The following is a 13,184-nucleotide window of genomic DNA, read 5'->3' as shown; positions in this document are numbered from 1 at the left end:
GTTGAAAAACAATCGAGATCAGGCTGCACAGAAATACCGAGCCGATCTCGATATTGGCAGCGCCAGAGATCAGGCTCCCTCTCCCTCCGGGAGAGGGCGGGGGGTGAGGGTAAGATTTCAAGTCCCTCCGCAACCCTGAAAGAAAAACGCATCACCCCTCCAATAGCACGGGGGGTTTGGGGGGGCTTTGGCCCTTGACTGTTGGTTCAAACATGGAGAGATCGGGATGGTATTTTCATCCAACGTGTTCCTGTTTCTGTTCTTGCCGATCTTTCTCGGCTTGTACTACTTGAGCGGGCAACGCTATCGCAACCTGTTGCTGCTGATCGCCAGCTACGTGTTCTACGCGTGGTGGCGGGTGGACTTCCTGGCGCTGTTCGCCGGCGTCACCCTGTGGAATTACTGGATCGGCCTGAAAGTCGGTGCCGCCGGCGTGCGCACCAAACCGGCACAGCGCTGGCTGCTGCTCGGCGTCGCGGTCGACCTGTGCATCCTCGGCTACTTCAAATACGCCAATTTCGGCGTCGACAGCATCAACGCGATCATGAGCTCGTTCGGTCTGGAGCCGTTCATCCTGACCCACGTGCTGCTGCCGATCGGTATCTCGTTCTACATCTTCGAGTCGATCAGCTACATCATCGACGTGTATCGCGGCGACACCCCGGCCACGCGCAACCTGATCGACTTCGCGGCGTTCGTGGCGATCTTCCCGCACCTGATTGCCGGCCCGGTTCTGCGTTTCCGCGACCTCGCCGACCAGTTCAACAACCGCACCCACACCCTCGACAAGTTCTCCGAAGGTTGCACGCGGTTCATGCAGGGTTTCATCAAGAAAGTCTTCATCGCTGACACCCTCGCCGTGGTCGCCGACCACTGCTTCGCCCTGCAAAACCCGACCACCGGGGATGCCTGGCTTGGCGCGCTGGCGTACACCGCGCAGTTGTATTTCGACTTCTCCGGTTACAGCGACATGGCCATCGGTCTGGGCCTGATGATGGGTTTCCGTTTCATGGAAAACTTCAAGCAGCCGTACATCAGCCAGTCGATCACCGAGTTCTGGCGCCGCTGGCACATCAGCCTGTCGACCTGGCTGCGTGACTACCTGTACATCACCCTCGGCGGTAACCGCAAAGGCACGCTGATGACCTACCGCAACCTGTTCCTGACCATGCTCCTCGGTGGTCTGTGGCACGGCGCGAACATCACTTACATCGTCTGGGGCGCCTGGCACGGCATGTGGCTGGCGATCGAAAAAATGCTCGGCATCAACACCGCGCCGCGCAGCCTCAACCCGATCCGCTGGGCGCTGACCTTCCTGCTGGTGGTGATGGGCTGGGTGATCTTCCGTGCCGAAAACCTGCACGTCGCCGGGCGCATGTACGGCGCGATGTTCAGCTTCAGCGACTGGTCGCTGTCGGAACTCAACCGCGCCAGCCTCACCGGTCTGCAAGTGGCGACCCTGGTGGTGGCGTACGCAACCCTGGCGTTCTTCGGCCTGCGTGATCTGTACACCAACCAGCCTCCGGTGAAGAGCAAACCTGAAGTCAACGTCGAGGCCAACGGCCCTGCCACCGCGACCCCGGGCGTGATCAAAGCCGCGCCTGGCGAAAACCCGGCGAGCATCCACGAGCCTGGCTACACCGTCGGCGTCGAAGCCCAGGTGCAACCGGCCTACTGGACCGCGGACTGGTCACGCTACGTGATGCGCGGGCTGATCCTGCTGCTATTCATCGCCTCGATTCTCAAACTCTCGGCGCAAAGCTTCTCGCCGTTCCTTTACTTCCAGTTCTGAGGGATCTGACATGACCCGCTCATTACGCATCTTCTACATCGCGCTGTTTCTGCTGACCCTGCTGGTGCTCGGTCTGTGGTCGGTGCGCAGCTTCTTCGGCTTCAGCACCAACGCTGATGCGACCGTGCTCAACGGTCGCTGGACCAAGGCCGTGGAAACCCACTACGACGACCAGTTTCCGATCAAGCGTCTGGGCACCAATCTCTGGGCGGCGCTGGATTTCAAACTGTTCAACGAAGGTCGTCCGGGCGTGGTGCTCGGTCGCGATCAGTGGCTGTACAGCGACGAGGAATTCAACCCGATCGTCAACGAAGAGCTGAACCTGCAAGGCAACTACGCGCTGGTCGAAGGCGTGCGCCAGACCCTCAAGGCAAAAGGCGTGAAACTGGTGATGGCCATCGTCCCGGCCAAAGTGCGCCTGTACCCGGAGCATCTGGGTGAAGTGAAACCCGCGAGCATCCACGCCAACCTCTATCAGGACTTCCACGCCCGTGTCGCGGCAGACAAGATCCTCGCCCCGGACCTGCTCGGCCCGCTGCAACAGGCCAAGCAGAACGGTCAGCAAGTGTTCCTGCGCACCGACACCCACTGGACCCCGGAAGGCGCTGAAATCGCCGCCAACACCCTGGCGAAAACCATCGCCGACAAGTTCCCGCTCAGCGGCGAGCCACAGCGCTTTGTCACCACGCCAGCGGAGAAGGTCACGCACAAGGGCGACCTGCGTCTGTTCCTGCCGCTGGATCCGCTGTTTGAAAACCTGATGCCGGCACAAGAGCCGCTGCAGAAGCGCAACACCGTGGCCGCCGAGCAGCCTGCCGGTGACGACGCGCTGTTCGCCAGCAGCGAAGTACCGGTCGCACTGATCGGTACCAGCTACAGCGCCAACCCCAACTGGAACTTCGTCGGTGCGCTGAAACAAGCGCTGCACAGCGACGTGGTCAATTACGCCGAGGACGGCCACGGCCCGATCCTGCCGATGCTCAGCTACCTGAAAAGCGATGACTTCAAGAACAGCCCGCCACAGGTGCTGATCTGGGAGTTTCCTGAACGATATCTGCCTGTGAACAACGAAATCGGCGACGCCGACCCACAGTGGGTCGCAGAGCTCAAACAAGCCGGTGCTCGCCAACAAAACGTAGCCATCAACACTAAATCCGAGACGCCCGATCGGGCGCAAAACTGAAAGAGAGGTAACACCATGACTTTCACAACTACTCCTCGTCGTCTCGCAAAACGCTTCGCACTGGTTGCAGGCCTCAGCGTGCTTTCCGTCCAGGCCTTCGCCGGTGGCGACGCCGCGCTGTACGGCCCGACCGCACCGAAAGGCTCGACTTTCGTGCGGGTCTACAACGCCAGCAACGCCGAAGTCAGCGCCACCGTCGGCAGCACCAACCTGAGCGACGTTGCACCACTGGCCAGCAGCGACTTCAGCTTCATGCCGGGCGGCGACTACAGCGCCAAGGTCGGCAGCCAGACCCTGCCGGTCAAACTCGCCGGCGACCACTACTACACCCTGGTCAACAACGCTTCCGGCGCGCCGCAACTGATCGAAGAACCACCGTTCAAGAACAAGCAGAAATCCCTGGTGCGCGTGCAGAACCTCAGCGACAAGCCGCTGACCCTGAAGACCGCCGACGGCAAGACCGACGTGGTGCCGAACGTGGCGGCCAAGGGCCGTGGCGAACGTGAAATCAACCCGGTGAAAGTCAGCCTGGCGCTGTACGAAGGCGACAAGAAAGTCGGCGACGTGAAACCGGTCGCCCTTGAGCGCGGTGAAGCAGCGGTGCTGTACGTCACCGGTTCCGGCAGCAGCCTGTCGCCAGTCTGGGTGAAACGCCCGGTGTCGACTCGCTAATCAATTTCCAGACTGACCCCGTCCCCACTGTGGGAGGGGGCTTGCTCCCGAAAGCGGTCTGACATTCAACCGATATGTCGACTGATAAACCGCCTTCGGGAGCAAGCCCCCTCCCACCCTTGATCGGGTTGTCAGTTCGGATACGAGACAAAAACAAGAGTGAAACGACACAACGTTCGTGCCTCTAACCAATCGATTTTTATGGAGTAAACAACATGATTCCGGTGATCTTGTCAGGTGGTAGCGGTTCACGTCTTTGGCCGCTTTCGCGCAAGCAATTCCCTAAACAATTCCTCGCCCTGACCGGTGAACACACACTGTTCCAGCAAACCCTGGAGCGTCTGGTGTTCGAAGGCATGGACACACCGATCGTGGTCTGCAACAAGGATCATCGCTTCATCGTCAACGAACAGCTGGCCAACCGTAATCTCGAATGCCAGCGCATCCTGATGGAGCCGTTCGGCCGCAACACCGCGCCGGCGGTGGCGCTGACCGCGATGATGCTGGTCAACGAAGGGCGTGACGAACTGATGCTGGTGCTGCCAGCCGACCACGTGCTGGAAGACCAGAAAGCCCTGCAACGCGCCCTCGCTCTGGCCACCGTCGCCGCCGAAAACGGCGAAATGGTGCTGTTCGGCGTGCCGGCGACCAAACCGGAAACCGGTTACGGCTACATCAAATCCACCGGCGATTCGCTGCTGCCGGAAGGCGTCAGCCGTGTCTCGCACTTCGTCGAAAAACCTGACGTCAAACGCGCCACCGAATATGTCGAATCCGGCGGCTACTACTGGAACAGCGGCATGTTCCTGTTCCGCGCCAGCCGCTTCCTCGAAGAGCTGAAAAAACACGATCCGGACATCTACGACACCTGCCTGCTGACCCTCGAGCGCAGCCAGCAGGACGCCGACACCGTTACCCTGGACGAAGCCACTTTCGCCTGCTGCCCGGACAACTCCATCGACTACTCGGTGATGGAAAAAACCCAGCGCGCCTGCGTGGTGCCGCTGACCGCCGGCTGGAGCGATGTCGGTTGCTGGTCGTCGCTGTGGGAAGTCAACGAAAAAGACGCCAACGGCAACGTCAGCAAAGGCGACGTGGTGATCCAGGACAGCAAAAACTGCATGATCCACGGCAACGGCAAACTGGTGTCGGTGATCGGTCTGGAAAACATCGTCGTGGTCGAGACCAAGGACGCGATGATGATCGCCCACAAGGACAAGGTTCAGGGCGTCAAGCAGATGGTCAACACCCTCAACGAGCAGGGCCGCAGCGAAACCCAGAATCACTGCGAGGTCTACCGTCCGTGGGGCTCGTATGACTCGGTGGACATGGGCGGGCGTTTCCAGGTCAAGCACATCTCGGTCAAACCGGGCGCGTGCCTGTCGCTGCAGATGCACCACCACCGCGCCGAGCACTGGATCGTGGTCAGCGGCACTGCTGAAGTGACCTGCGATGAAAATGTGTTCCTGCTCTGCGAAAACCAGTCGACCTACATCCCGATCGCCTCGGTGCATCGCCTGCGCAATCCGGGCAAGATCCCGCTGGAAATCATCGAAGTGCAATCGGGTTCGTACCTGGGTGAAGACGACATCGAGCGCTTCGAAGACATCTACGGTCGCTCCACCCCGATCGAACGCGGCGTGTCGGTGAAAACCATCGCGCAGTGATCAACCCGCAATAAGAAGCCCCCGTCCAGCCCGCTGCGTCCCCATCCGCAGTGGGTTGGGCGGGGGCTTTTTTATCCGCGATCTGCGGTGTCGGTACTGGCCTCTTCGCGAGCAAGCCCGCTCCCACACTTGAAATGCATTCCCCTGTGGGAGTGGGCTTGCTCGCGAAGGCGTCTTCGCATTCACCATAGAAATCCTGCCCATCGCCAACCTCACCTACGCTTAGGTAGGATGACCCTCTCTCTCCTCGAGGTTGTGTGACATGTTCATCGGCGTTTTGCTGGTCATCACCTGGCTGATCCTGTTATTGCGCTATCCGGCCAAGGCCGTGCCGGTGTCGGTGGCCGCCGCCGTTGGTCTGGGATTGGTCGCGGTCTGGGTGGTGTGGCTGGACAACCGCGAACTCAAGCAACTGGCGCGTCTGGAGATGCGCATTGTCTATGCCCCTGAACAGTGCCCGGCGGATCGACCGCTGCAACTGAAAATGAAAAACGGCAACGACGTGCCGCTGACCGAACTGCGCTGGCGCATTGCGGCCTACGCGCCCGGTGACACGGTCAATCTGGCCGACAACCAATACACCGCCCCGCGCTATCGCGGCCCCGGCGAACTGCAGGCCGGCGGCGACTGGGAAGACTGCCTGCCCATGCCACCGCTGCGCCCCGGTTATCGCCCGCAAACCCTGGAGTTTCGCGCCGAGCGTTTGCAAGGCAGCTTCTCCGACTGATCCCCTTCCCCACTTTTTTTGCACAAGGAATGCGCCATGCCCGTTACGTTGATTACCGGTTGCTCCAGCGGCATTGGCCGCGCCCTCGCCGACGCCTTCAAAGGCGCCGGTTACGAAGTCTGGGCCACTGCGCGCAAGAGTGAAGACGTCGCGGCGCTGACCGCCGCCGGGTTCACCGCGATCCCGCTGGACGTCAATGACAGCGTGGCGCTGGAACAACTCGCCGAGCGCATCAATCAGCAACACGGCGGCCTCGACGTACTGATCAACAACGCCGGTTATGGCGCCATGGGCCCGCTGCTCGACGGCGGCGTGCCGGCCATGCAGCGCCAGTTCGAAACCAACGTGTTCTCGATTGTCGGCGTTACCCGCGCACTGTTCCCGGTGCTGCGCCGGGCCAAGGGGCTGGTGGTGAATATCGGCAGTGTGTCGGGGGTTCTGGTCACGCCGTTCGCTGGCGCCTACTGCGCTTCGAAAGCCGCGGTGCATGCCTTGAGCGATGCGTTGCGCATGGAGCTGGCGCCGTTCGGCATTCGCGTGATGGAAGTGCAACCGGGGGCAATTCAGTCGAGCTTCGCCAAGAATGCCGGGCATGAAGCGGAGCAGTTGATCAATGAGCAATCGCCGTGGTTTCCATTGCGTGAGGGGATTCGTGCGCGGGCCAAGGCATCACAGGACCAACCGACGCCGGCCGGTGAGTTTGCGGCTGAGTTGCTCAAGGCTGTGCATCAGGGCACGCCACCAAGATTGATCCGCATTGGCAATGGCAGCCGCGCGTTGCCGTTGCTGGCGACGTTGCTGCCCAAGGGGTTGCTGGAGTCGACGTTGATGAAGCGGTTCGGCTTGCGCGGCCAGCTCTGAGACCGGGTTGACGCTTTCGCGAGCAAGCCCGCTCCCACAGGAGAATGCATTCCAAATGTGGGAGCGGGCTTGCTCGCGAAGGGGCCAGATCAGCCAACACTCAGCCCCAGCCCTTCATGAAATCAATAAACGCCCGCACCTTCAGCGGCAAATGCCGGGTATCCGGATACAGCGCGTAAACACCCTGCTGAGCAAAACGGTAATCGGCCAGCAACCGCACCAGTCGCCCCGCCTCCAGATCCTCCTGAATCAGCCATTGCGGCAAAATCGCCACGCCTTGCCCGGTCAGCGCAAACGCCCTGAGCGTCGCCGAGTTGTCGGCGACGATGGCGGTGGTTCCCGGTTTTGGCTGGTAGACATGCTCGCTGCCGGCCGGATCGGTCACGGTCATTTCCGGGACGCGGCCATGGCCCAGCGTCGGCATCGACTCCAGCGTCGCCAGCGTGGCAACCGGCGCGAAGCGCTCGACCAGCTGCGGCGCCGCCACCGCAAACACTTCGAACGTCGACAACTGCACCGCACGCAGGTTGGAGTCGTGCATGCGCCCCAGACGGATCGCCATGTCGAAGCGTTCGGAGATCAGATCGGCATGGGTCGAAGACGTCGACAAGTGAATGTTCAGTTGTGGCTGTTGCTGACGGAACACCTCCAGCGCCGGCACTACCTGTGCCAAGGCGAATTCCACGGTGGTGGTGATGCGCAACGTGCCCTTGAGTTGCGAATGCTCGGAGCGCGCTTCCTCAATCGCCAGTCGCGCTTCGTCGAGGGTGCGCAAGCAACGCCGATAGAAGCGCTCGCCGGCATCGGTCAGGGCCAGTTGCCGGGTGTTGCGGGTGAGCAAGGTGACGCCCAGCTCTTCTTCCAGGCGCTTGAGATTGAAGCTCACCACCGCGCGGGTCTGGCCCAGGGTATCGGCAGCGGCCGTCAACGACCCGGCCTCGACCACGGCTTTGAAAGTGTCAAAACGGTCCAGGCTGACCATATCCAACGCGCTCCCTGTCAAAATTATTTTGACAAACTAGCAGGCAAACCAGCGTTTTCCTAACGTCACAAGCGCCCTACCCTGCACGTCTCATCACAGGGAAGCTGCCATGGCCTATCGCTCGAAAGTTGCGCTGGTGTATCTGTTCGGGTTCGCCCTCGACCTGCTGAACATGTTCGCCGCGAGCATTGCCTACCCGGACATCGCCCGGGAATTACAGGCATCAGTGACGCAACTGGCGTGGATCACCAACGCCTACATGCTCGGGCTGACACTGATCATTCCGCTGAGCGTATGGCTGGCGGCGCGGCTGGGCGAGCGGCGGCTGATTCTCGGCTCGTTGCTGGTGTTCGGCATCGCCTCCGGTCTGGTGGCCCAGGCCGGGTCGATCGAAAGCCTGATCGGCTGGCGTTTGCTGCAAGGGCTCGGTGGCGGCTTGTTGCTGCCGATCGGTCAGGCCTTGGCCTATCGGCAGTATCCAGCGACGCAACGCGCGCACCTCACCGGCGTGGTGCTGATGGTCGCGCTGCTGGTGCCGGCCCTGTCGCCGGCGGCGGGCGGCCTGATCGTCGAGGCGTTGTCATGGCGCTGGATTTTCTACCTGAACATGCCAATGGCGCTGCTCGCGTTCGGTCTGGGTCTGCTGTGGTTGCAAGCGGATCAGGCCACCCTTGAACGCCCGAGGCTGGATCTACTCGGTCTGCTGCTGGCCGTATCAGCCCTGAGTCTGTTGTTGATCGCCGTGAGCCTGGCGAGCGCCGCCGCTACCCGTCACCTCGCCGCCGGGGTTCTGTTGCTCGGCGCCTTGACCTTATGGCTGTACCTGCGCGATGGCTGGCACAAACCCGACGCGGTGCTCAACCTGCAACTGCTCAAGAGCCCGTCGCTGCGCCTGGCGATGCTGATCTACCTGTTCGTGCCCGGGGTGTTTACCGGCACCAATATGATTGCCGTGTTGTACCTGCACGACCTCGGCTTCGGCGCGGCGCAAACCGGTGCGCTGATGCTGTCCTGGGCGGCCGCCTCGGGTGTGGCGATCATGCTGGGCAAGCGCAGTTTCAACCGCATCGGCCCCAAGCCGTTGTTGATCGCCGGGATGCTTTTGCAATGTCTGGGGATTGTCCTGCTGATGCGCGTCGAACACCCCGCCGCCACGCCACTGATCATCGCTTATGCCTTGATGGGACTGGGCGGCAGCCTGTGCAGCGTAACTGCGCAGAGCCTGGCGTTTGTCGGCATCGCGCCGGAAAAAATGGGCCACTCCAGTGCCCTGTGGAACATCAATCGCCAGCTCGGTTTCTGTCTTGGCGCGGCGCTGCTCAGTTCGCTCTTGGGCGCATTGGGCAGCCACGGTTTTCAATACTGCTTTGTCGCGGCGGCCTTGCTCACATTGCTGCCGATGATCGCCGTATTGCGCTTCGACGCCTCCAAAGTGCTCGCCCTGCTAAGCCCACCTCCCCTTCAGGAAAAATCCACATGAGTGACTACAACGAATATTTTGATGAAGTGCTCCAGGCCCACCTGGTCATCGAACGCTGGTTTGCCGTGGAGCAGGATTCGGCGGAACTTGCGCGTTTGCTGAACCGGTTCTCGGCGGATTTTTCCATGGTCACGCCGCTGGGCCGGGCGCTGGATATCGAGGCCTTGCGCGCATTGTTTCAGTCGGCGGGCGGGAAGAAGACCGGCTTCAGAATCGAGCTCAGTGAGCTGCGCGGGATTGCGCTGCATGCGCATGGCGCGACGCTGAGTTATCGCGAGCAGCAGAGCGATGCGAACGGGTTGCGCACCGATCGTCGATCGACGGTGGTGTTTGAAAAGACCGAGGCCGGGCGGGTGCTGTGGCGGCATTTGCAGGAGACGTTTGCGCTGAGTGATTGCTCAGCGCTTTTCTGAAGTAACGAGTCGACCTCTTCGCGAGCAAGCTCGCTCCCACAAGGGATGTTTGTTGCACCCCGGCCCTCCTGTGGGAGCGAGCTTGCTCGCGAATGAAAGCGACTCGGTATTTCAGTTATCCACCGCGTCCTGCTTCACCACCACCGTGCAAGTGATCCCCGCCGCCAACAACACACCCTCCGGCACTTCATCGATGTGAATGCGCACCGGCACCCGCTGCGCCAGTCGCACCCAGTTGAACGTCGGGTTGACGTCGGCGATCAGCTCGCGGCTTTCCGGGTTGTCGCGGTCGTAGATGCCACGGGAAATACTCTCCACATGCCCCTTCAAGACTTCACCGCTCATCAGTTGCATGTCGGCTTTGTCGCCTACGCGCACGTGCGGCAATTTGGTCTCTTCGAAGAAGCCGTAGACCCAGAACGAGTTCATGTCGACCACGGCCATTTTCGCTTCGCCGATGCGCGCGTAGTCGCCGCGATGCACGTTGAGGTTGGTCACGTAGCCGTCCACCGCCGCACGCACTTCGGTGCGTTTGAGGTTGAGTTCGGCGGCTTCCAGTTGGGCTTGTGCGTGTTGATAGTCGGCCTGCGCGGCGTCGGCGATGTTGCTGGCGTCGTCGCGGTTTTCCTTGGAGATCACCAGATTGTCGAGGTCAGCGCGGCGATGGGCGTTGACCTTGCGCATCTCCCACGTCGACTTGCGCGAAGCCACCAGCGACTGCGCCTGCTTCACCGCGAGACGGTAGTGCTCGGGGTCGATCTGCATCAGCAGGTCACCCTTCTTCACCAACTGGTTGTCGCGCACCGGTACGTCGACCACTTCCCCGGTGACGTCGGCGGCGACGTTGATGATGTCCGCCCGCACCCGGCCGTCACGGGTCCACGGGGTATTCATGTAGTGCTCCCACAGGGTCCGGCCGATCCACAGCGCCAGGGCCAGCACCAGCAGGGTCGCGAGCAGGCTGAAAAACTTTTTCATCAGAACGTTCTCAACGGTAGACAGTCAGCGCCATCGCGCCGAACAGACAGGTAAACAGACTCAGGCGCAGCAGCGCCGGGTGCCAGAAAAAACGGTACAGGTCGAACCCCGAGAGGAACCGGTCCAGCGCCCAGGCCAGCGCCGCAGCGACAAAAAACATCAGGGTCATGGTCGGCATGTACACGCCGTGGAAGGCGATTTCACGAGGCATGGGCAAGTCCTTCGGGCTTGGCGACGGCGTAGGCAGCGAGTGGTGATTGCGGGTCGAGCAACGAGGTGCGGATGAAGTGCAGATAGCTCTTCACCCGACGCAACGCGGACGTGTCGAAGTGCGGCGCGAACGGCTCGTCGGTCGCGGCGACCCGACTGATCGCGTGATCGACCGCCACCAGCGCGCGTTCCAGGTTGCTCGGGTTCGGTTGCAGAAACAGTCGCACCAGCGCCCGGCCCATCACGCGGATCGCCTGCCGCCACGGCTGCGATTCGGCGTACGCCGGGTGCACCGGGAGGATCGCCTGTTCCTTGCGCAACTCGATGATCGCGTGGCCGACTTCGAGCACCACGAACATCCAGCGCAGCAGGTTCTTCTGCACGGTCGGCTGCCCGGCGGCTAGACCATAAGCCTGATGCAGCAAATCGCGGGTACGGCTCTCGAAACTCGACGCCAGGCCCTTGAGTTTGCCGCTGATCGCGTAGACAACCTGGCCGCGCAGATCCTGCTCCAGGCGCTTCCACAACCAGCGGCTGTTGGGCGGCAGAATGATTGCGCCGGCAGCGGCGCAGACCAGCATGCCCATGACCATGGCGATGTAGTCGTTGATGAAGGTGTAGGGGTTGTAAATGGTCAGGTTGTCCGGCACCGAACCGGTGCTGAAGAAGATCAACAAACCGAGACCGACACCTGCGTATTGCGGTCGCGAAGCGAGGAACGAGCCGAGCACGATGACTGGCGCGAGCATCACGCACAGCAGCGGAAAACCGTCGATCCACGGAAAGATGAAAAACATCTCGACGAAGCCGATCAGCGCCCCGAGAAACGTGCCGCAGGCCATTTGAAAAGCCATGCGTTTCGGATTCGGCGTGGCGGCGGACAGGCCCACGGTCGCGGCAGCAATCAGGGTCATGGTCGCACCGCTCGGCCACGCGGTGGCGACCCAATAGCTGCCCAGCACCATCAGGATGAACGAGGCGCGAATCCCCGAGGCCGCCGCGGCCCACCAGTTGGTTTGCGGGGTGAACGGCTCGTCCCAGCGCTCACGCTCGTGGCGGTGATCGGCCAGCGAGGCGTGGGTCTGTGCATAACTGTGCAAGTCATCGACGAAGCGATAGAGCAGTTCGTACGCGGTGTGAAAATCCAGTTGCTCGGCGTCGCTAGGGTCAGTCTCCTGAAAGGTTGCACGCAGGCTGCGCACCCGCGCCGGCAGGCCTTCCTTGTACGTCGCAAGTGCCGTCGCCAGGCGTGCGGCGTCCGGGCTGGTGAGGGCGCGGCCACTGAAGCCGTCGAGCACTTCGGCCAGATCCTGCAGGCCCGGTCTGATCGCCGCCACCACGTGTTCTTCGTCGTTCACGCGCAAGCGTTCGAGCAACTGATGCAGGGCGTTGAAGCGGGTGGTGATGCCCATGAACTCGCTGTTCAAACGACTGAGGCGACCGTTGCGCCGACGCATGTGCGGGTCTTCGAAAACGGTCACGCTGCGCAGCCCTTCGAGGCCCACGGCTTCGGCAATGAAACGCACATTGCTCGCTTCGAACGACTCGGCTTTGCTGCGTCCGCGCAGGCCATCGGTGACGAACAACGCGAACACGCCGAAGCGCTGATACAGGGCGTTACGCATCGCCGCGCTGGCGGTTTGCGGCAGGATCGCGGCGCTGACCACCGTCGAGCAGAGAATCCCCAGCGAGATCTCCAGCACCCGCCAGACGGCGGCCATGAATGCACCGTCCGGATGCGCCAGCGCGGGCAGTCCGACCATCGCCGCGGTGTAGCCGGCGAGGACAAAACCGTAGGCGCGGAAGTTACGGCAACGCGCCGCACCCGCCGAGCAGATACCGACCCAGATCGCCAGCGAACCGAGGAACAGTTCGGTGTTCTGCGCGAACAGCGAGATCAGCGTAACCATCATCGCCGACCCGGCCAGGGTGCCGAGGAAACGATAGAAACTCTTGGCGAACACATGGCCGCTTTGCGGCTGCATGACGATGAACACGGTGATCATCGCCGTACGCGGCTGCGGCAACTCCAGGCGCATCGCCAGCCACAGCGTGAGGAACGCGGCGAGCAATACCTTGAAGATGTAGACCCAGGTCACGCCATCGCTGCGCGCCCAGTCAAACAAACCCCGACGCCATTCCAGGGAGTAGAGCCAGCGTAGAGGTGCGGGCAAGGGAGTCATTTGGTCTTGCTCAATAAATGAAGAAAAAGTCTGTGG

Annotated in this window: 12 protein-coding genes; 8 read left to right on the top strand and 4 right to left on the bottom strand. The window is 61.7% G+C overall.

Translation table 11 applies throughout. The features are described from left to right. Window positions 1–226: 226 nt before the first annotated feature. From V9L13_RS25615 to V9L13_RS25590, 6 genes are all read left to right on the top strand, one after another. A complete protein-coding gene (locus V9L13_RS25615) occupies window positions 227–1,792 on the top strand; it encodes an MBOAT family protein (protein ID WP_262142004.1) in 1,566 nt (521 codons plus the stop codon). 10 nt (window positions 1,793–1,802) lie between these two features. After that, entirely contained in the window at window positions 1,803–2,975 is a 1,173-nt protein-coding gene (locus V9L13_RS25610) for an alginate O-acetyltransferase (protein ID WP_135295000.1), read from the top strand. 15 nt (window positions 2,976–2,990) lie between these two features. Then, window positions 2,991–3,647, top strand: coding sequence for an alginate O-acetyltransferase AlgF (locus tag V9L13_RS25605; protein WP_007969549.1), 657 nt, complete (start codon window positions 2,991–2,993; stop codon window positions 3,645–3,647). A 215-nt stretch (window positions 3,648–3,862) separates the two neighbouring features. Next, the gene (locus V9L13_RS25600) at window positions 3,863–5,314 is read left to right on the top strand and encodes a mannose-1-phosphate guanylyltransferase/mannose-6-phosphate isomerase (RefSeq protein WP_338800861.1); all 1,452 of its coding nucleotides are present in this window, start codon (window positions 3,863–3,865) and stop codon (window positions 5,312–5,314) included. A gap of 262 nt (window positions 5,315–5,576) precedes the next feature. Beyond that, entirely contained in the window at window positions 5,577–6,041 is a 465-nt protein-coding gene (locus V9L13_RS25595; protein ID WP_003221822.1) for a hypothetical protein, read from the top strand. Between the two features lie 36 nt (window positions 6,042–6,077). Beyond that, complete coding sequence (locus tag V9L13_RS25590; RefSeq protein WP_338800860.1) at window positions 6,078–6,902, top strand: SDR family oxidoreductase; 825 nt, start codon at window positions 6,078–6,080, stop codon at window positions 6,900–6,902. Window positions 6,903–7,002: 100 nt separating this feature from the next. Here V9L13_RS25590 and V9L13_RS25585 read toward each other — a convergent pair whose 3' ends face one another. After that, the gene (locus tag V9L13_RS25585; protein WP_338800859.1) at window positions 7,003–7,884 is read right to left on the bottom strand and encodes a LysR family transcriptional regulator; all 882 of its coding nucleotides are present in this window, start codon (window positions 7,882–7,884) and stop codon (window positions 7,003–7,005) included. 109 nt (window positions 7,885–7,993) lie between these two features. Here V9L13_RS25585 and V9L13_RS25580 point away from each other — a divergent pair, with 109 nt between their 5' ends. After that, window positions 7,994–9,364: an MFS transporter gene (locus tag V9L13_RS25580; RefSeq protein ID WP_338800858.1), complete on the top strand. Its 1,371-nt coding sequence runs from the start codon at window positions 7,994–7,996 to the stop codon at window positions 9,362–9,364. Beyond that, on the top strand, window positions 9,361–9,777 hold the full coding sequence (locus tag V9L13_RS25575; RefSeq protein ID WP_338800857.1) for a DUF4440 domain-containing protein: 417 nt from the start codon (window positions 9,361–9,363) through the stop codon (window positions 9,775–9,777). Before V9L13_RS25580 ends, V9L13_RS25575 begins: the two co-directional genes overlap by 4 nt. Before the next feature lie 111 nt (window positions 9,778–9,888). Here the strand turns inward: V9L13_RS25575 and V9L13_RS25570 are convergent, their stop codons facing one another. The 3 genes from V9L13_RS25570 to V9L13_RS25560 are packed head-to-tail and all read right to left on the bottom strand — an operon-like array spanning window position 9,889 to window position 13,148. Further along, window positions 9,889–10,755 (bottom strand): HlyD family secretion protein, encoded by an 867-nt coding sequence (locus tag V9L13_RS25570; protein ID WP_338800856.1) that lies wholly within the window; start codon window positions 10,753–10,755, stop codon window positions 9,889–9,891. A 10-nt stretch (window positions 10,756–10,765) separates the two neighbouring features. Further along, window positions 10,766–10,966 (bottom strand): DUF1656 domain-containing protein, encoded by a 201-nt coding sequence (locus V9L13_RS25565; protein ID WP_003221811.1) that lies wholly within the window; start codon window positions 10,964–10,966, stop codon window positions 10,766–10,768. After that, window positions 10,956–13,148: an FUSC family protein gene (locus tag V9L13_RS25560; protein WP_338800855.1), complete on the bottom strand. Its 2,193-nt coding sequence runs from the start codon at window positions 13,146–13,148 to the stop codon at window positions 10,956–10,958. Before V9L13_RS25560 ends, V9L13_RS25565 begins: the two co-directional genes overlap by 11 nt. Window positions 13,149–13,184: the final 36 nt, after the last annotated feature.

Origin of the sequence: Pseudomonas sp. RSB 5.4 (assembly GCF_037126175.1) — a bacterium.
GTDB lineage: Bacteria > Pseudomonadota > Gammaproteobacteria > Pseudomonadales > Pseudomonadaceae > Aquipseudomonas > Aquipseudomonas fluorescens_H.
The sequence above is the reverse complement of the archived record's forward strand: the minus strand, read 5'-3'. Positions and strand labels throughout refer to the sequence as shown.